The sequence below is a fragment of the Escherichia sp. MOD1-EC6162 genome, from assembly GCF_002965125.1.
In the GTDB taxonomy this organism is placed as follows: domain Bacteria; phylum Pseudomonadota; class Gammaproteobacteria; order Enterobacterales; family Enterobacteriaceae; genus Escherichia; species Escherichia marmotae.
Map to the genome: position 1 here is coordinate 14,701 of NZ_PTSB01000012.1, position 19,407 is coordinate 34,107.

Sequence of the window (19,407 nt, forward strand, 5' to 3'; positions counted from 1 at the left end):
TCCGCACTGCGGGGCGTTTGAGATTTTATTATGCTAATCAAATTATTAACAAAAGTTTTCGGTAGCCGTAACGACCGCACCCTGCGCCGGATGCGCAAAGTCGTCAACCTCATCAATGCCATGGAACCGGAGATGGAAAAACTCTCCGACGAAGAACTGAAGGGAAAAACTGCAGAGTTTCGCGCACGTCTGGAAAAAGGCGAAGTGCTGGAAAACCTGATCCCGGAAGCCTTTGCCGTTGTGCGTGAAGCAAGTAAGCGTGTCTTTGGGATGCGTCACTTCGACGTTCAGTTGCTCGGCGGCATGGTTCTTAATGAACGCTGTATCGCGGAAATGCGTACTGGTGAAGGTAAAACACTGACCGCAACGCTGCCTGCTTACCTGAACGCATTAACCGGTAAGGGCGTGCACGTTGTTACCGTCAACGATTACCTGGCGCAGCGTGACGCCGAAAACAACCGTCCGCTGTTTGAATTCCTCGGTATGACCGTCGGCATCAACCTACCGGGCATGCCTGCGCCAGCGAAACGTGAAGCCTATGCGGCCGACATTACTTACGGTACTAACAACGAGTACGGTTTCGACTACCTGCGCGACAACATGGCGTTCAGCCCAGAAGAGCGTGTACAGCGTAAACTGCACTATGCGCTGGTGGACGAAGTGGACTCCATCCTGATCGATGAAGCGCGTACACCGCTGATCATTTCTGGTCCGGCAGAAGACAGTTCGGAAATGTATAAGCGCGTCAACAAAATCATTCCACACCTGATCCGCCAGGAAAAAGAAGACTCTGAAACCTTCCAGGGCGAAGGTCACTTCTCGGTTGATGAAAAATCTCGTCAGGTGAACCTGACCGAACGTGGTTTGGTGCTGATTGAAGAGCTGTTGGTGAAAGAAGGGATCATGGCCGAAGGCGAGTCGTTGTATTCTCCGGCTAATATCATGCTGATGCACCACGTAACGGCGGCGCTGCGTGCCCACGCGCTATTTACCCGCGACGTCGATTACATCGTTAAAGATGGTGAAGTTATCATCGTTGACGAACATACCGGTCGTACCATGCAAGGGCGTCGCTGGTCCGATGGCCTGCACCAGGCTGTGGAAGCGAAAGAAGGTGTGCAGATCCAGAACGAAAACCAGACGCTGGCTTCTATCACCTTCCAGAACTACTTCCGTTTGTATGAAAAACTGGCGGGGATGACCGGTACGGCTGATACCGAAGCATTCGAATTTAGCTCAATCTACAAGCTGGATACCGTCGTCGTTCCGACTAACCGTCCGATGATTCGTAAAGATCTGCCGGATCTGGTCTACATGACCGAAGCGGAAAAAATCCAGGCGATCATTGAAGATATCAAAGAGCGTACCGCGAAAGGCCAGCCGGTGCTGGTTGGTACTATCTCCATCGAAAAATCAGAACTGGTATCAAACGAGCTGACCAAAGCGGGTATCAAGCATAACGTTCTGAACGCCAAATTCCACGCCAACGAAGCTGCGATTGTTGCCCAGGCGGGTTATCCGGCGGCTGTGACTATCGCGACCAACATGGCGGGTCGTGGTACTGACATTGTGCTCGGCGGTAGCTGGCAGGCAGAAGTTGCCGCGCTGGAAAACCCGACCGCAGAGCAAATTGAAAAAATTAAAGCTGACTGGCAGGTACGCCACGACGCGGTTCTGGCAGCAGGTGGTTTGCATATCATCGGTACAGAACGTCACGAATCTCGTCGTATCGATAACCAGTTGCGTGGCCGTTCGGGTCGTCAGGGCGATGCCGGTTCTTCCCGTTTCTACCTGTCGATGGAAGATGCGCTGATGCGTATTTTTGCCTCCGACCGTGTTTCCGGCATGATGCGTAAACTGGGTATGAAACCTGGTGAAGCGATTGAACACCCTTGGGTAACCAAAGCAATTGCCAACGCCCAGCGTAAAGTTGAAAGCCGTAACTTCGACATTCGTAAACAGTTGCTGGAATACGATGACGTAGCTAACGATCAGCGTCGCGCCATTTACTCCCAGCGTAACGAACTGCTGGATGTCAGCGATGTGAGCGAAACCATCAACAGCATTCGTGAAGATGTGTTCAAAGCGACCATCGATGCCTACATTCCGCCACAATCACTGGAAGAAATGTGGGACATTCCTGGGCTGCAAGAGCGTCTGAAAAACGATTTCGATCTCGATATGCCGATTGCCGAGTGGCTGGACAAAGAGCCAGAGCTGCATGAAGAGACGCTGCGTGAGCGTATTCTGGCGCAGTCCATCGAAGTGTATCAGCGTAAAGAAGAAGTGGTTGGCGCCGAGATGATGCGTCACTTCGAGAAAGGTGTGATGTTGCAAACGCTGGACTCCCTGTGGAAAGAGCACCTGGCGGCGATGGATTACCTGCGTCAGGGGATCCACCTGCGTGGTTACGCGCAGAAAGATCCGAAGCAGGAATACAAACGTGAATCCTTCGCAATGTTTGCGGCGATGCTGGAATCATTGAAATATGAAGTGGTTAGCACGCTGAGCAAAGTTCAGGTTCGTATGCCGGAAGAAGTTGAAGAGCTGGAGCAACAGCGTCGTATGGAAGCCGAGCGTTTAGCGCAAATGCAGCAGCTTAGCCATCAGGATGACGACTCTGCAGCCGCAGCGGCGCTGGCTGCACAAACCGGCGAGCGTAAAGTTGGGCGTAACGATCCTTGCCCGTGCGGTTCCGGTAAAAAATACAAGCAGTGCCATGGTCGCCTGCAATAAAAGCTAATCAATAAGACAAAAGGCGCAGAAATCTGCGCCTTTTTTATAGGTTTAAGACAATGAAAAAACTGCAAATTGCGGTAGGTATTATTCGCAACGAGAACCACGAAATCTTTATAACCCGCCGTGCCGCAGATGCGCACATGGCGAATAAGTTGGAGTTTCCTGGCGGTAAAATTGAAGCGGGCGAAACGCCAGAACAGGCGGTGGTGCGGGAGCTTCAGGAAGAAGTCGGGATTACGCCACAACGTTTTTCGCTGTTTGAAAAGCTGGAATATCAGTTCCCTGACAGGCATATCACACTGTGGTTCTGGCTGGTCGAAGGCTGGGAAGGGGAACCGTGGGGAAAAGAAGGGCAACCTGGTGAGTGGATGGCGCTGGCCAGCCTCAATGCAGAAGATTTTCCGCCAGCCAATGAACCGGTAATTGCGAAGCTTAAGCGCCTGTAGGTCAAATAAGGCGTTCACGCCGCATCCGACATTTGCCCTGATGCCTGATGCGACGCAGGCGCGTCTTATCAGGCCTGCGGGATTTTGTAATCCGTTGATATGCAAGATCTTGCAGGTCGGATAAGGCGTTTACACCGCATCCGACAATGCCTCACCTCTTACACCCAATTACTTCAGCTCTTCGCTCCAGTCATCGCTTTCGGACAGATCGCCGCTGCTGGGGATGCGTTTTTCTTCAGCAGCCCATTCTCCGAGGTCGATCAACTGACAACGTTTGCAACAAAATGGCCGAAACGGGCTGATTTCACCCCATACCACCGTTTTCCCGCAAGTTGGGCAGTTCACCGTAATAGTTTCTGACATCGTAACTCCTTAGCAGCACGCCAGTTCAAAATCCAGGCGCTCTGGCACCAGACCATTTTCACTGTCCAACGGCATAAAACGAATCGCAAAACGACTCTTATGACCGGAAATTTGCGGATAAAGCTGTGAATCAAGGGCCAGATTCAGCCGTAGAAGATCAGCGTCTTCGCCATTATCCTGATAGAAACCGTTCAGACTGGTTTGTTTGCGAAACGGTGCCGACTGGCGAATTAAATCTAACACCATGGTAAGTGCCTGGGTGAGCGGATTCAGGCTGGCAATCCAGGTTTCTACCTGGCTGTCGCGCTGCGCCTGGGGTAAATGCAGCCAGATATGCAAAGTTGGCAAATCAAAGCTACAACAACCGCCGGGTATGCTCAGACGCTGGCGCACTAAAGCAATCAGACGATCTTCACGCAGAAATTGCCCGATACGCGGTGCGGAAATCAGCACGCTGCCCGCCGCTTTTAACTGCTGAATTAATGCTTCAATACGGCTCTGGTCCACGCCTGGCACGTCAATCCAGGTCTGGAGTTTACGCTGCTGGCGGTCAAGCTCTTTCAACAATTCGGTGCGTACTTCCCCACGCTCGAAAACATCCAGCAAGTCACTGACATTACGGAAGAAATGCAGAGCGCCAGCGTAGTCAACGATGGGTAAATTTACGGTGAGTTGCTGAATCAAAAACTCAATGCGTAGCCATGTACGCATTTTTTCATTTAGTGGATGTTCAAAAAGGACCTGGGTCTGCATTAAGGTTTTTCCTGTGAGACAAACTGCGACGCAAGCTGCAAGTAATTTGCGTGCAGGCGGGCAACATCCGATGCAATAGCATCCGGTGCGCCGTTATTATCAATGACGTCATCCGCCACGGCAAGGCGGGCTTCGCGCGTTGCCTGGGCAGCAAGAATTTGTTCGACATGTTCGCGAGTAACATCATCGCGCTGCATGGTGCGCTTAAGTTGCGTTTCTGGGCTGACATCCACCACCAGCACACGATTCGCTTTTTTATACAGCGAGTTTTCTACCAGCAATGGCACAACCCAAAGTACATAGGGGGAAGTTGCTTGCTGGAACTGACGTTGCGTCTCCTGCTGAATCAACGGATGTAGCAGGGCATTAAGCCAGTTTTTCTCTTCCGGGTTGGCGAAGATCCGCTCGCGTAAGGCCCGGCGCTGCAATGTTCCATCAGCAGCAATCATATCAGCGCCGAAATGTTCAGCAATGGCACGCAGTGCAGGTCTACCCGGTTCAACTACCTGACGCGCAATAATATCGGCATCAATGACGTTAATTCCGAGGTCAGCAAACGCATTTGCAACGGTACTCTTGCCACTGCCAATGCCACCCGTTAAGGCAACCGTATACCTCATATTTTATATTCCCGGGAATTCATCATGATTATCAAAACATTAAAAATGAGCACGCGAAAGCGGGATTAATGAAACGTTCGCCCATTATTTACCAGGTAAATTTATGGGATTGTAGCGTAAAAAAAGACAATTTCGCAGTCTTGCGCCACATAGATTAGTGCGTATGATAGCGTCACTGGAGTTGTGCTCTTACCCTTATAGCCATTAACCCCAGGAATCCGCACATGCGTATTGAAGAAGATCTGAAGTTAGGTTTTAAAGACGTTCTCATCCGTCCTAAACGCTCCACTCTTAAAAGCCGTTCCGATGTTGAACTGGAACGTCAATTCACCTTCAAACATTCAGGTCAGAGCTGGTCCGGCGTGCCGATTATCGCCGCAAATATGGATACCGTAGGCACTTTTACCATGGCTACGGCATTGGCTTCTTTCGATATTCTGACTGCTGTACATAAACATTACTCTGTTGAAGAGTGGCAAGCGTTTATCAACAATTCTTCCGCTGATGTGCTGAAACATGTGATGGTTTCTACCGGCACGTCAGATGCGGATTTCGAAAAAACTAAACAGATTCTCGACCTGAACCCGGCATTAAACTTCGTTTGTATTGACGTGGCGAATGGTTATTCCGAGCACTTCGTACAGTTCGTTGCGAAAGCGCGTGAAGCGTGGCCGACCAAAACCATTTGTGCTGGCAACGTAGTGACAGGTGAAATGTGTGAGGAGCTTATCCTCTCCGGTGCCGATATCGTTAAAGTTGGCATTGGCCCAGGTTCTGTTTGTACGACTCGCGTCAAGACGGGCGTCGGTTACCCGCAGCTTTCTGCAGTAATCGAATGCGCTGATGCCGCGCACGGTCTGGGCGGGATGATCGTCAGCGATGGCGGTTGCACCACGCCGGGCGATGTAGCTAAAGCCTTTGGTGGCGGTGCTGATTTCGTGATGCTCGGCGGTATGCTGGCGGGGCACGAAGAGAGCGGCGGTCGTATCGTCGAAGAGAACGGCGAAAAATTTATGTTGTTCTACGGTATGAGCTCCGAGTCTGCGATGAAACGTCACGTTGGCGGCGTTGCAGAATATCGTGCAGCGGAAGGTAAAACCGTTAAGCTGCCGCTGCGTGGCCCAGTTGAAAACACCGCGCGTGATATTTTGGGTGGCCTGCGTTCAGCTTGTACATATGTTGGGGCTTCTCGCCTGAAAGAACTGACCAAGCGCACCACGTTTATCCGCGTACTGGAACAAGAAAACCGCATCTTCAATAACCTGTAATCTCCCAATGCTGGCGTGGATCACTGCGCCAGCGTTATCCCATCCCACTCATCGCGTCGCCCAGATGGAAAATTGGCAAATACATTGCCACCACCAGCGTGCCGATAATTCCTCCGGTAATGACCAGTAAGGCCGGTTCCAGTAAAGCAGCAAGATTATCTGCCAGCGCCAACGTGTTATCCCGATGATGGTGGGCGAGATTCTCCAGCATGAGATCCAGCGACCCGGATGCTTCTCCCGTTCTCACTAACTGCAAACAGAGTGGGCTAAACTCACCGGCATTTTTTAACGCCAGCCAGATGGGCTGACCGTTGCTGATATCGTGCTGGATTTGTGTCAGAAGTTGTGCCCAGTACGGGCAGCCCATTGTCTCTTTGACGCTCTCTACCCCTTGCAAAAAAGTAATACCTGCACTTTGTGTCAGCGCCAGAATCGTAAAGATCTGCGTGAGCTTTTGTCCCCGCATTAGTGAACCCATAATTGGGATGCGTAACAGCGATTTCTGCCTCACGATAAGCCAGTTCGGGCGGCGCATCAGCAACTTATTGGCTATTGCCAGCAGTAAGCCGAACAACAGCAGCAGCCAGCCCCACTCACCGCTGAAATCTGCCAGCGTCATGATCCCCTGCGTAAGTGTCGGTAGCGGGGTGTTAAAGGTTTTATAGATAGCGGCAAACTCGGGCAGAACAAAATGCAGCATTGCTACAACTACCGTTATCGCCATCGCTAAAATGATAATGGGATAACGCAATGCTGATTTCACTTTGTCGGCTAACTGGCGCTGGGCTTTTTGCTGACGAGCCAGTTCAAAGCAGCATTCATCCAGCTTACCGGTCAGTTCGCCTGTGCGGATCATCGCCTGATAAAGCGGCGGAAAAACCTCTGACCAGGGCAATAAGGCATTGGAAAAGGCAATACCCTGTTCGAGATCGTGTGCCAGCGATTGCAATAACGCCTGCCATTGCCTGCTCGGATGTTGCTCCGCCAATAGGGCTAATCCTTCCGAAAGGGTTAGTCCGGCTTTGAGTAATGTTGCCAGTTGATGAATGACTTCCGCGCTTTTGTCTGCGTGCCACTGGGCTGAATTAATAGATATCCGCTTCAGGTGCAGTGGGGTAACGGCTTGTTGCTGTAGTGCGATAAGTAGCAAAGAACGGCTCTCTGCCCACAGTACTCCATCTTGCGCATTGCCGTCGCCGGTTATGCCATGCCAGCGCCAGAGTTGCTTACTCGCCATGTGGCATCCCCAATACGCGGATTAACTCTTCAAAGGTGGTTAAACCTTGTTCCACGGCCAGGCAGCCGTTTTCAAAAAGCGTGTGCATTCCAGTTTGTCGGGCGTGCGTTTCCAGCGATTCAACGTCGGTATTAGCGGAAATGAGCTGGCGTATGACAGGTGTTATGGGCAGAACTTCAAATAAGGCCGTGCGGCCATAAAAACCGTGGTAGCAATGTTTACAACCAGGTGCTTGCCAGCGGGGCAACGACGATGACCATAAATTGCCTGGAAGGCGGATTGCTTCCCCTTGCTGCAGGCGACAATGCGGGCAAAGTTTGCGAACCAAACGTTGGGCTACCACCAGCGTGAGTGCTGATGAGAGCATCCAGCGGGCAACTCCCATTTGCTGTAAACGCACCAGTGTTTCGCAGGTAGAGTTGGTGTGTAGCGTGGACAACACCAGGTGACCCGTTTGTGCGGCTTTAATGGCAATTTCTGCCGTTTCACCATCACGGATCTCTCCGATCATGATGACATCGGGATCCTGACGTAATAACGCACGCAAAACCCCCTGAAAGGTAAGACCAGCACGCGGATGGATTTGCGTCTGGTTAAGCCCTGCGATGGGGATCTCCACCGGATCTTCGACGCTGCAAATATTAATATCGGCGGTATTCAGCGTTTGCAGAGCGCTATAAAGTGTGACCGTTTTACCGCTACCGGTAGGACCGGTAACCAACACCAGCCCTTGTGGTTGCTGTAGGGCATGAGCAAAGTCCGCCAGTTGTAACTGCTGCATTCCCAGCGTGTTGACATCCAGCGCCTGGTCCACCTGCTGTAACAGCCGCAATACCACTTTTTCACCGCCCCGACATGGCAAGGTAGCAATGCGAAATGAGACTGTGTTATCCGCCAGTTCGACAGTGAATTGCCCATCCTGCGGCAGGCGATGTTCCGCAATATCCAGGCTTCCCAGCACTTTTAATCTGGCGGTTAATGCTATTCCGGCATCCAGTGGAACATCTGGTAAAGGATGCAACACGCCGTCGATGCGTAAGCGGATGCGGTAGCTATTGTCCGCTGGTTCGATATGAATATCAGAAGCGCGTTGTTCGAGTGCAGATTGTAACGTTTGAGTCAGCAATTCTGTTTTGGGCTGATATTTTTCCGGGGCTGCTACGGGCAACCTATGTTGTGACCGGCTGGCGTGGCCTTCCATCTGCTGGCGCGTCCAGCAGGTGATCTCAATGCGTTTGGTAGTAGCGAAATGCAAAGCGTCAAGTAACTCATGTGAGGGCGCATCGACCACCGCAACATGAACCACCTCTTCGCTGGCATCCAGCAAGACGCCCTGGTAACGCAGGCACAGAGCGGTGAGCTGTGAAATATTCATTGCCGCTCCTTAGTTGGCGTCATCAAAGCGGAAGACATCTTCGCAGGCTTGCTGCAACGCGCTGTCACTTTGAATATTGCAGTTGCGCGTCCAGCCGGTGACGCCGTTGGCGTTATCCCAACCTGGTGTCATGATGACGCTTAACCCATTGAGGCTCTCTTGTCCTGTCAGCGACACCACGCCTTTTGCCACACTCATAGCAGAGACATAGCGAGTGGTGGTGGGCGAGGGGATGCCGTTACTGCCGCCGTCGCAGGTATCTAATCCGCCATGCTCCAGTGCGCATAATTCTACGGCGGTGCGGTAAGGCACAAAGGTTTGCAGCATGTCGGTGAGCGCTGCTTTGCGCAGGTAGTTCTGATAAGCGGGAATACCAATGGCGCTTAAAATGGCAATAATGCCAATAACTACCATTAGTTCGATGAGTGTAAAGCCGCGTTGTTTGTCCATCTGTTTCGCTCCTTGATTTCGTTGGCGCTACTTTGGCAAACGCCATCGGCACAGGCGAGGGGCAAAAAACGAAACGGGAAGGCGGGTTCCGAGGTTTTTTATTATGTTGCAGTGAAAGACAAGATATTTGCGAGGCGTTACGAAGAAAGTTGGAGAAGGTAAGATTCATCCGCTCGCTACGGAGCGGATGAATCTGTCAGCAATTAGCGAAAACGCATTGAAAGGTCGAGTGCCTGTACGTGTTTGGTCAGTGCGCCGACAGAGATAAAGTCCACGCCTGTTTCGGCAAATTCGCGCAGAGTTTTGTCGGTGACGTTACCCGAAACTTCCAGCAGCGCCTTACCATTGGTACGTTTGACAGCTTCGCGCATTTGTTCTGTTTCGAAGTTATCCAGCATGATGATATCGGCACCTGCTTTCAGGGCTTCATCAAGTTCTTCCAGATCCTCGACTTCGACTTCTACTGGCGCATCCGGGTGCAGCCAGGACGCTTTTTCGACCGCCTGACGTACTGAGCCAGAGGCAATAATATGGTTTTCTTTAATCAGGAAGGCGTCAGAAAGTCCCAGGCGGTGATTCGCTCCGCCGCCGCAAAGTACCGCATATTTCAGAGCCGAACGCAGACCGGGCAAGGTTTTGCGAGTATCCAGCAACTGCGTGTTGGTGCCTTCCAGCAGTTTGACATAGTGGCGAACCTTACTGGCAACCCCAGAAAGGGTTTGTACAAAATTGAGCGCCGTGCGTTCACCCGTTAACAGCACGCGGGAGGGGCCTTCAAGTTCGAAAAGGAGTTGATTGGCGTTGATGACATCACCGTCATCCACATGCCAGATAATGGTGACATCGTCACCAGCCAGTTGAATAAACACCTCTTCAACCCAGCGTTTGCCGCAAAATACGCCATTCTCGCGGGTGATCACTGTTGCATGAGAGCGAGAATTTTCCGGTAAAAGTTTTGCCGTAATATCATTGTTGGCATCGACTGTTCCGCCTAAATCTTCCCGCAGCGCCTGGGCCACCGCGCCGGGTATATCGAGATTAATGCGTTCCAGCAGCTCGTCACGTCGGGTGTCAGGGTTATAGCGGCGAGGCGGCATGTTAAAACTCCAGATAGCTAACGAATCATAAGGTAGAAACATGCTACTCTGAACCGGATATTAGCACCACATATAAGGAGATCCTGCATGTTGTTAGAACAGGGGTGGCTGACCGGCGCGCGCCGCGTTCCCTCGCCTCATTACGATTGTCGCCCGGATGACGAAGTTCCCACCCTGCTGGTGGTGCACAATATTAGCCTGCCGCCAGGTGAGTTTGGCGGCCCGTGGATCGACGCATTATTCACCGGAACTATTGATCCGCAGGCGCATCCCTTCTTTGCTGAGATAGCTCATTTGCGCGTTTCCGCTCACTGTTTGATTCGCCGTGATGGTGAAATTGTCCAGTATGTTCCTTTCGATAAACGCGCCTGGCACGCGGGTGTCTCTCAGTATCAAGGTCGTGAACGCTGTAATGATTTTTCTATTGGGATTGAGCTGGAAGGCACCGATACGCTGGCTTACACCGATGCGCAGTATCAGCAACTGGCGGCGGTCACTCGGGCGCTGATTGATCGCTATCCAGCTATTGCTAATAACATGACGGGGCATTGCGATATTGCGCCGGATCGTAAAACCGATCCTGGTCCTGCATTTGATTGGGCACGGTTTCGCGCGCTGGTCAGCAAGGAGACAACATGACGCTATTCACAACCTTACTGGTGTTAATTTTTGAGCGCCTGTTTAAGTTGGGCGAGCACTGGCAGCTTGATCACCGACTTGAGGCGTTCTTTCGGCGGGTGAAACATTTTTCACTCGGGCGCACGTTAGGTATGACCATTATTGCGATGGGGGTGACTTTTTTGCTGTTGCGCGCGTTGCATGGGCTATTGTTCAACGTTCCGACGCTGCTGGTGTGGCTGCTGATTGGTTTGCTGTGTATTGGCGCAGGTAAAGTTCGTCTTCATTATCATGCTTATCTGGCAGCCGCTTCACGTAATGATAGCCATGCCCGTTCCACAATGGCTGGCGAACTCACTATGATTCACGGCGTCCCTGCAGGCTGCGATGAACGTGAATACTTGCGGGAACTGCAAAATGCACTGCTGTGGATTAACTTTCGTTTTTACCTGGCACCGCTGTTCTGGTTGATTGTGGGGGGAAGTTGGGGGCCAGTTACGCTGATGGGGTATGCGTTTTTGCGCGCATGGCAATACTGGCTGGCGCGTTACCAGACGCCGCATCATCGTTTACAGTCGGGGATTGATGCAGTGCTTCATGTCGCGGATTGGGTGCCGGTTCGCCTTGCGGGTGTGGTTTATGCCTTGATCGGCCACGGTGAGAAAGCGTTACCTGCCTGGTTTGCTTCGCTGGCCGATTTCCATACTTCGCAATATCAGGTGTTAACGCGTCTGGCGCAGTTCTCTCTGGCGCGTGAACCGCATGTCGATAAAGTGGAGACACCGAAAGCAGCAGTTTCAATGGCGAAGAAAACCTCGTTTGTGGTCGTGGTAGTGATTGCGCTACTGACGATTTACGGGACATTGGTGTAAAGATTGTTGCCCTCACCCAGACAGGGTGAGGGCGTAGAGAGATTAATGCGCTTTTACTGCTTTTGCTGTTTTCTCTTTAAACAGATAGCCGATGCCTAACACCACCAGCCATACCGGGATCAGGTAAACCGAAATCGCCATCCCCGGCGTCATCAGCATAATTACCAGTACCGCCGCCATAAACAGCAGGCAGATCCAGTTACCCAGCGGATAGAGCAGGGCAGGGAAGCGGGTAGCCACACCTTGTGCTTGTTTGGCACGACGGAATTTCATGTGCGCAAGACTTATCATCGCCCAGTTGATTACCAGAGCGGAAACCACCAGCGCCATTAACAGTCCGAATGCGGACTCTGGGGCAAGGTAGTTAATCAGTACGCACAATGCCGTAACCAGCGCAGATACCAGAATGGTGTTGACCGGTACGCCGCGTTTATCGACGGAAGCGAGCATTTTCGGTGCATTTCCCTGTTGTGCCAGACCAAACAGCATACGGCTGTTGCAGTAGACGCAACTGTTGTACACGGAAAGTGCCGCCGTCAACACCACGATATTCAGGGCGTTAGCCACAAAGGTGTCGCCCAGTTCATGGAAGATCAACACGAATGGACTGGTATCAGCGGTAACGCGCGTCCACGGCATCAGTGAGAGCAGGACGGCTAACGAACCAATGTAGAAAATCAGGATGCGGTAGATAACCTGATTGGTTGCTTTCGGGATGCTTTGCTCCGGGTTATCGGCTTCTGCGGCGGTGATCCCCACTAGCTCCAGACCACCAAACGAGAACATGATAATCGCCATCATCATCACCAGCCCGGTGAAGCCGTGCGGCAGGAATCCGCCCTGTTCCCAGAGGTTACGGACGGTCGCTTGCGGACCGCCGTTGCCACTGAACAGCAGCCAGCCGCCGAAGATGATCATCGCCACCACCGCGATAACTTTGATAATGGCAAACCAGAACTCCATCTCGCCAAACACTTTAACGTTGGTCAGGTTGATGGCGTTGATCACCACAAAGAACACGGCGGCAGAAGCCCAGGTTGGGATATCCGGATACCAGAACTGAATGTATTTGCCGACGGCAGTAAGCTCCGCCATGGCAACTAATACGTACAATACCCAGTAGTTCCAGCCTGAGGCGAAGCCAGCAAAGCTCCCCCAGTATTTATAAGCAAAGTGGCTGAAGGAGCCTGCTACCGGTTCTTCGACCACCATTTCACCTAGCTGACGCATGATCAGAAAGGCGATAAAACCAGCAATGGCGTAACCCAGAATGATCCCTGGCCCTGCGGACTGTATTACGGAGGCGCTTCCCAGGAATAGCCCGGTCCCTATCGCGCCACCCAGCGCGATAAGCTGAATATGGCGGTTTTTAAGGCCGCGCTTTAGCTGCTCGCCGTGCTGTTGACCTTCCATCATGAAACCTCGTGCGGTGATTGTTTTTTTGATCTACGCAGTGATGCGTGTGTAAGTTTGCAATTCCGTGTGTTGTATTAATTTGTTTACAACTTGGAAGTTTGAATTGTTACAAAAAGACTTCCGTCAGATCAAGAATAATGGTATGCGGCAGCGAATGCACCCGCTTTATGCATGGTTGAAGATGGGTTGTCTAAAAAGAAACCATTTGTAAAGACCAGTCTCAAACAATCCCACCCATAACAAAGAATATAAATTCATTTTTATTGAATTAAAAATCGAAAAATTGGTAAGTGAATCGGTTCAATTCGGATTTTTATAGTTTAATAATCGTTAAAAAAAACCTTGCTCACGTAAAGCCTACATTTGTGCATAGTTACAATTTTGAAACGCTATATATGTCAAGTTGTTAAAATGTGCACAGTTTCATGATTTCAATCAAAACCTGTATAGACATAAGGTGAATACTTTGTTACTTTAGCGTCACAGATATGAAATTGGTAAGACCAATTGACTTCGGCAAGTGGCTTAAGACAGGAACTCATGGCCTACAGCAAAATCCGCCAACCAAAACTCTCCGATGTGATTGAGCAGCAACTGGAGTTTTTGATCCTCGAGGGCACCCTTCGCCCTGGTGAAAAACTCCCACCGGAACGCGAACTGGCGAAACAGTTCGACGTCTCCCGTCCCTCCTTGCGTGAGGCGATTCAACGTCTCGAAGCGAAGGGCTTGTTGCTTCGTCGCCAGGGTGGCGGCACTTTTGTCCAGAGCAGCCTCTGGCAAAGCTTCAGCGATCCGCTGGTGGAGCTGCTCTCCGACCATCCTGAATCACAATACGACTTGCTCGAAACACGACACGCCCTGGAAGGCATAGCCGCCTATTACGCCGCGTTGCGTAGTACCGATGAAGACAAGGAACGCATTCGTGAACTCCACCACGCCATAGAGCTGGCGCAGCAGTCTGGCGATCTGGACGCGGAATCAAACGCCGTACTCCAGTATCAGATTGCCGTCACCGAAGCGGCCCACAATGTGGTTTTGCTTCATCTGCTAAGGTGTATGGAGCCGATGTTGGCCCAGAATGTCCGTCAAAACTTCGAATTGCTCTATTCGCGTCGAGAGATGCTGCCGCTGGTGAGTAGTCACCGCACTCGCATATTCGAAGCAATTATGGCCGGTAAGCCAGAAGAAGCGCGCGAAGCATCGCATCGCCATCTGGCCTTTATCGAAGAAATCTTGCTCGACAGAAGCCGTGAGGAGAGCCGCCGTGAACGTTCTCTGCGCCGTCTGGAGCAACGAAAGAATTAGTGATTTTTCTGGTGAAAATTAGCCAGAAGATGTTGTAAATCAAGCGCATATAAAAGCGCAGCAACTAAACGTAGAACCTGTCTTATTGAGCTTTCCAGCGAGAGTTCAATGGGACAGGTTCCAGAAAACTCAACGTTATTAGATAGATAAGGAATAACCCATGTCAGAACGTTTCCCAAATGACGTGGATCCGATCGAAACTCGCGACTGGCTCCAGGCGATCGAATCGGTCATCCGTGAAGAAGGTGTTGAGCGTGCTCAGTATCTGATCGACCAACTGCTTGCTGAAGCCCGCAAAGGCGGAGTCAACGTAGCCGCAGGCACCGGCGTCAGCAACTACATCAACACCATCCCCGTTGAAGAACAGCCGGAGTATCCGGGTAATCTGGAACTGGAACGCCGTATTCGTTCAGCTATCCGCTGGAACGCCATCATGACGGTTCTGCGTGCATCCAAAAAAGATCTGGAACTGGGCGGCCACATGGCGTCTTTCCAGTCTTCCGCAACCATTTATGATGTGTGTTTTAACCACTTCTTCCGTGCACGCAACGAGCAGGATGGCGGTGACCTGGTTTACTTCCAGGGGCACATCTCCCCGGGCGTTTACGCACGAGCTTTCCTGGAAGGTCGTCTGACTCAGGAGCAACTGGATAATTTCCGTCAGGAAGTCCACGGTAATGGCCTCTCTTCCTACCCGCACCCGAAACTGATGCCGGAATTCTGGCAGTTCCCGACCGTATCTATGGGGCTGGGGCCAATCGGTGCTATCTACCAGGCGAAGTTCCTGAAATATCTGGAACACCGTGGCCTGAAAGATACCTCTAAACAGACCGTTTACGCATTCCTTGGTGATGGCGAGATGGACGAACCAGAATCCAAAGGTGCGATCACCATCGCTACCCGTGAAAAACTGGATAACCTGGTCTTCGTTATCAACTGTAACCTGCAGCGTCTTGACGGCCCGGTCACCGGTAACGGCAAGATCATCAACGAACTGGAAGGCATCTTCGAAGGTGCTGGCTGGAACGTGATCAAAGTGATGTGGGGTAGCCGTTGGGATGAGCTGCTGCGTAAAGATACCAGCGGTAAACTGATCCAACTGATGAACGAAACCGTTGACGGTGACTACCAGACCTTCAAATCGAAAGATGGTGCGTACGTTCGTGAACACTTCTTCGGTAAATATCCGGAAACCGCAGCACTGGTTGCAGACTGGACTGACGAGCAGATCTGGGCATTGAACCGTGGCGGTCACGATCCGAAGAAAATCTACGCTGCATTCAAGAAAGCGCAGGAAACCAAAGGCAAAGCGACAGTAATCCTTGCTCATACCATTAAAGGTTACGGCATGGGCGATGCGGCTGAAGGTAAAAACATTGCGCACCAGGTTAAGAAAATGAACATGGACGGCGTGCGCCATATCCGCGACCGTTTCAATGTGCCGGTGTCTGATGCAGATATCGAAAAACTGCCGTACATCACCTTCCCGGAAGGTTCTGAAGAGCATACCTATCTGCACGCTCAGCGTCAGAAACTGCACGGTTATCTGCCAAGCCGCCAGCCGAACTTTACCGAGAAGCTGGAGCTGCCGAGCCTGCAAGACTTCGGTGCGCTGCTGGAAGAACAGAGCAAAGAGATCTCCACCACTATCGCTTTTGTTCGTGCCCTGAACGTGATGCTGAAGAACAAGTCGATCAAAGACCGACTTGTGCCGATCATCGCTGACGAAGCGCGTACTTTCGGTATGGAAGGTCTGTTCCGTCAGATTGGTATCTATAGCCCGAACGGTCAGCAGTACACCCCGCAGGATCGCGAGCAGGTTGCGTACTATAAAGAAGACGAGAAAGGTCAGATTCTGCAGGAAGGGATCAACGAGCTGGGCGCAGGTTGTTCCTGGCTGGCTGCGGCGACCTCTTACAGCACCAACAATCTGCCGATGATTCCGTTCTACATCTATTACTCGATGTTCGGATTCCAGCGTATTGGCGATCTGTGCTGGGCGGCTGGCGACCAGCAGGCGCGTGGCTTCCTGATCGGCGGTACTTCCGGTCGTACCACCCTGAACGGCGAAGGTCTGCAGCACGAAGATGGTCACAGCCACATTCAGTCGCTGACTATCCCGAACTGTATCTCTTACGACCCGGCTTACGCTTACGAAGTTGCTGTCATCATGCATGATGGTCTGGAGCGTATGTACGGTGAAAAACAAGAGAACGTTTACTACTACATCACCACGCTGAACGAAAACTACCACATGCCGGCAATGCCGGAAGGTGCTGAGGAAGGTATCCGTAAAGGTATCTACAAACTCGAAACCATTGAAGGTAGCAAAGGTAAAGTTCAACTGCTGGGCTCCGGTTCTATCCTGCGCCACGTCCGTGAAGCAGCACAGATCCTGGCGAAAGATTACGGCGTAGGTTCTGACGTTTATAGCGTGACCTCCTTCACCGAACTGGCGCGTGATGGTCAGGATTGTGAACGCTGGAACATGCTGCATCCGCTGGAAACTCCGCGCGTTCCGTACATCGCTCAGGTGATGAACGACGCTCCGGCAGTGGCATCTACCGACTATATGAAACTGTTCGCTGAGCAGGTCCGTACTTACGTACCGGCTGACGACTACCGCGTACTGGGTACTGATGGCTTCGGTCGTTCCGACAGCCGTGAGAACCTGCGTCACCACTTTGAAGTTGATGCTTCTTATGTCGTGGTTGCGGCGCTGGGCGAACTGGCTAAACGTGGCGAAATCGATAAGAAAGTGGTTGCTGACGCAATCGCCAAATTCAACATCGATGCAGATAAAGTTAACCCGCGTCTGGCGTAAGAGGTAAAAGAATAATGGCTATCGAAATCAAAGTACCGGACATCGGGGCTGATGAAGTTGAAATCACCGAGATCCTGGTCAAAGTGGGCGACAAAGTTGAAGCCGAACAGTCGCTGATCACCGTAGAAGGCGACAAAGCCTCTATGGAAGTTCCGTCTCCGCAGGCGGGTATCGTTAAAGAGATCAAAGTCTCTGTTGGCGATAAAACCCAGACCGGCGCACTGATTATGATTTTCGATTCCGCCGACGGTGCAGCAGACGCTGCACCTGCTCAGGCAGAAGAGAAGAAAGAAGCAGCTCCGGCAGCAGCACCAGCGGCTGCGGCGGCAAAAGACGTTAACGTTCCGGATATCGGCAGCGACGAAGTTGAAGTGACCGAAATCCTGGTGAAAGTGGGCGACAAAGTTGAAGCTGAACAGTCGCTGATCACCGTAGAAGGCGACAAGGCTTCTATGGAAGTTCCGGCTCCGTTTGCGGGCATCGTGAAAGAGATCAAAGTGAACGTTGGCGACAAAGTGTCTACCGGCTCACTGATTATGGTCTTCGAAGTTGCGGGGGCAGCCAGCGCGGCAGCTCCGGCTCCGGCGGCAAAACAGGAAGCGGCTCCGGCACCTGCGGCAGCGACTGGCGTGAAAGAAGTTAACGTTCCGGATATCGGCGGTGACGAAGTTGAAGTGACCGAAGTGATGGTGAAAGTGGGCGACAAAGTTACCGCTGAGCAGTCACTGATCACCGTAGAAGGCGACAAAGCTTCTATGGAAGTTCCGGCTCCGTTCGCGGGCGTGGTGAAAGAACTGAAAGTGAATGTTGGCGACAAAGTGAAAACTGGCTCGCTGATTATGATCTTCGAAGTTGAAGGCGCAGCGCCTGCGGCAGCTCCGGCGAAACAGGAAGCGGCTGCTCCGGCCCCGGCTGCAAAAGCTGAAGCTCCGGCAGCAGCACCGGCTGCAAAAGCGGAAGGCAAATCTGAATTTGCTGAAAACGACGCTTATGTTCACGCGACTCCGCTGATCCGCCGTCTGGCTCGCGAGTTCGGCGTTAACCTGGCGAAAGTGAAGGGCACTGGCCGTAAAGGTCGTATCCTGCGCGAAGACGTTCAGGCTTATGTGAAAGAAGCCATCAAACGTGCAGAAGCGGCTCCGGCAGCGACTGGCGGCGGTATCCCAGGCATGTTGCCGTGGCCGAAGGTGGACTTCAGCAAGTTTGGTGAAATCGAAGAAGTGGAACTGGGTCGCATTCAGAAAATCTCTGGTGCTAACCTGAGCCGTAACTGGGTGATGATCCCGCACGTTACCCACTTCGACAAGACCGATATCACCGAGCTGGAAGCGTTCCGTAAACAGCAGAACGAAGAAGCTGCGAAACGTAAGCTGGATGTGAAGATCACCCCGGTTGTCTTCATCATGAAAGCCGTTGCTGCGGCACTTGAGCAGATGCCTCGCTTCAACAGTTCGCTGTCGGAAGACGGTCAGCGTCTGACCCTGAAGAAATACATCAACATCGGTGTGGCGGTGGATACTCCGAACGGCCTGGTTGTTCCGGTATTCAAAGACGTCAACAAGAAAGGCATCATCGAGCTGTCTCGCGAGCTGATGACCATTTCCAAGAAAGCGCGTGACGGTAAGCTGACTGCGGGCGAAATGCAGGGTGGTTGCTTCACCATCTCCAGTATCGGCGGCCTGGGTACTACCCACTTCGCGCCGATTGTGAACGCACCGGAAGTGGCTATCCTCGGCGTTTCCAAGTCCGCGATGGAACCTGTGTGGAATGGTAAAGAGTTCGTGCCGCGTCTGATGCTGCCGATTTCTCTCTCCTTTGACCACCGCGTGATCGACGGTGCTGATGGTGCGCGTTTCATTACCATCATTAACAACACGCTGTCTGACATTCGCCGTCTGGTGATGTAAATAAAAGAGCCGGCCCAACGGCCGGCTTTTTTCTGGTAATCTTATGAATATATTGAGGTTATCAGGTAATAGACAAATCGGTTGCCGTTTGTTGTTTAAAAATTGTTAACAATTTTG

The 19,407-nt window shown here is 51.8% G+C and carries 17 protein-coding genes; 9 read left to right on the top strand and 8 right to left on the bottom strand.

What is annotated here, in order from left to right:
• Positions 1-30: 30 nt before the first annotated feature.
• Positions 31-2,736: a preprotein translocase subunit SecA gene (secA, locus tag A9587_RS11910; protein ID WP_000905806.1), complete on the top strand. Its 2,706-nt coding sequence runs from the start codon at positions 31-33 to the stop codon at positions 2,734-2,736.
• A 59-nt stretch (positions 2,737-2,795) separates the two neighbouring features.
• The gene (mutT, locus tag A9587_RS11915) at positions 2,796-3,185 is read left to right on the top strand and encodes an 8-oxo-dGTP diphosphatase MutT (RefSeq protein ID WP_001517744.1); all 390 of its coding nucleotides are present in this window, start codon (positions 2,796-2,798) and stop codon (positions 3,183-3,185) included.
• A 168-nt stretch (positions 3,186-3,353) separates the two neighbouring features.
• Here mutT and yacG read toward each other — a convergent pair whose 3' ends face one another.
• The 3 genes from yacG to coaE are packed head-to-tail and all read right to left on the bottom strand — an operon-like array spanning position 3,354 to position 4,921.
• Positions 3,354-3,548: a DNA gyrase inhibitor YacG gene (gene yacG, locus A9587_RS11920; protein WP_000005032.1), complete on the bottom strand. Its 195-nt coding sequence runs from the start codon at positions 3,546-3,548 to the stop codon at positions 3,354-3,356.
• A gap of 9 nt (positions 3,549-3,557) precedes the next feature.
• Positions 3,558-4,301: a cell division protein ZapD gene (zapD, locus tag A9587_RS11925; RefSeq protein WP_001194740.1), complete on the bottom strand. Its 744-nt coding sequence runs from the start codon at positions 4,299-4,301 to the stop codon at positions 3,558-3,560.
• Complete coding sequence (gene coaE, locus A9587_RS11930) at positions 4,301-4,921, bottom strand: dephospho-CoA kinase (protein ID WP_016249611.1); 621 nt, start codon at positions 4,919-4,921, stop codon at positions 4,301-4,303. The genes zapD and coaE overlap by 1 nt, the downstream gene beginning before the upstream one ends.
• 24 nt (positions 4,922-4,945) lie before the next feature.
• Here coaE and A9587_RS24865 point away from each other — a divergent pair, with 24 nt between their 5' ends.
• A complete protein-coding gene (locus tag A9587_RS24865; protein ID WP_175419238.1) occupies positions 4,946-4,990 on the top strand; it encodes a hypothetical protein in 45 nt (14 codons plus the stop codon).
• Between the two features lie 155 nt (positions 4,991-5,145).
• Positions 5,146-6,189, top strand: coding sequence for a GMP reductase (guaC, locus tag A9587_RS11935; protein WP_001217354.1), 1,044 nt, complete (start codon positions 5,146-5,148; stop codon positions 6,187-6,189).
• Positions 6,190-6,223: 34 nt separating this feature from the next.
• On the opposite strand, the gene hofC is transcribed toward guaC, so the two are convergent.
• The 4 genes from hofC to nadC form a co-directional block, all read right to left on the bottom strand.
• Complete coding sequence (hofC, locus tag A9587_RS11940; RefSeq protein WP_105263356.1) at positions 6,224-7,426, bottom strand: protein transport protein HofC; 1,203 nt, start codon at positions 7,424-7,426, stop codon at positions 6,224-6,226.
• Entirely contained in the window at positions 7,416-8,801 is a 1,386-nt protein-coding gene (gspE, locus tag A9587_RS11945) for a type II secretion system protein GspE (RefSeq protein ID WP_061091015.1), read from the bottom strand. The genes hofC and gspE overlap by 11 nt, the downstream gene beginning before the upstream one ends.
• A gap of 9 nt (positions 8,802-8,810) precedes the next feature.
• The gene (gene ppdD, locus A9587_RS11950) at positions 8,811-9,251 is read right to left on the bottom strand and encodes a prepilin peptidase-dependent pilin (RefSeq protein WP_000360899.1); all 441 of its coding nucleotides are present in this window, start codon (positions 9,249-9,251) and stop codon (positions 8,811-8,813) included.
• Between the two features lie 203 nt (positions 9,252-9,454).
• Complete coding sequence (gene nadC / locus A9587_RS11955) at positions 9,455-10,348, bottom strand: carboxylating nicotinate-nucleotide diphosphorylase (RefSeq protein WP_001135155.1); 894 nt, start codon at positions 10,346-10,348, stop codon at positions 9,455-9,457.
• A gap of 87 nt (positions 10,349-10,435) precedes the next feature.
• Here nadC and ampD point away from each other — a divergent pair, with 87 nt between their 5' ends.
• Positions 10,436-10,987, top strand: a complete 552-nt coding sequence (gene ampD, locus A9587_RS11960; RefSeq protein ID WP_000923708.1) for a 1,6-anhydro-N-acetylmuramyl-L-alanine amidase AmpD — start codon at positions 10,436-10,438, stop codon at positions 10,985-10,987.
• Positions 10,984-11,838, top strand: a complete 855-nt coding sequence (gene ampE, locus A9587_RS11965) for a beta-lactamase regulator AmpE (protein WP_000171988.1) — start codon at positions 10,984-10,986, stop codon at positions 11,836-11,838. The genes ampD and ampE overlap by 4 nt, the downstream gene beginning before the upstream one ends.
• 42 nt (positions 11,839-11,880) lie before the next feature.
• On the opposite strand, the gene aroP is transcribed toward ampE, so the two are convergent.
• The gene (aroP, locus tag A9587_RS11970) at positions 11,881-13,254 is read right to left on the bottom strand and encodes an aromatic amino acid transporter AroP (RefSeq protein WP_000969908.1); all 1,374 of its coding nucleotides are present in this window, start codon (positions 13,252-13,254) and stop codon (positions 11,881-11,883) included.
• Positions 13,255-13,794: 540 nt separating this feature from the next.
• Between aroP and pdhR the strand changes: the two genes are divergently transcribed.
• The 3 genes from pdhR (at position 13,795) to aceF (ending at position 19,290) form a co-directional block, all read left to right on the top strand.
• A complete protein-coding gene (gene pdhR / locus A9587_RS11975; RefSeq protein WP_000331776.1) occupies positions 13,795-14,559 on the top strand; it encodes a pyruvate dehydrogenase complex transcriptional repressor PdhR in 765 nt (254 codons plus the stop codon).
• A gap of 160 nt (positions 14,560-14,719) precedes the next feature.
• Entirely contained in the window at positions 14,720-17,383 is a 2,664-nt protein-coding gene (gene aceE, locus A9587_RS11985) for a pyruvate dehydrogenase (acetyl-transferring), homodimeric type (protein WP_000003835.1), read from the top strand.
• A gap of 14 nt (positions 17,384-17,397) precedes the next feature.
• Positions 17,398-19,290 (top strand): pyruvate dehydrogenase complex dihydrolipoyllysine-residue acetyltransferase, encoded by a 1,893-nt coding sequence (aceF, locus tag A9587_RS11990; RefSeq protein ID WP_000963495.1) that lies wholly within the window; start codon positions 17,398-17,400, stop codon positions 19,288-19,290.
• Positions 19,291-19,407: the final 117 nt, after the last annotated feature.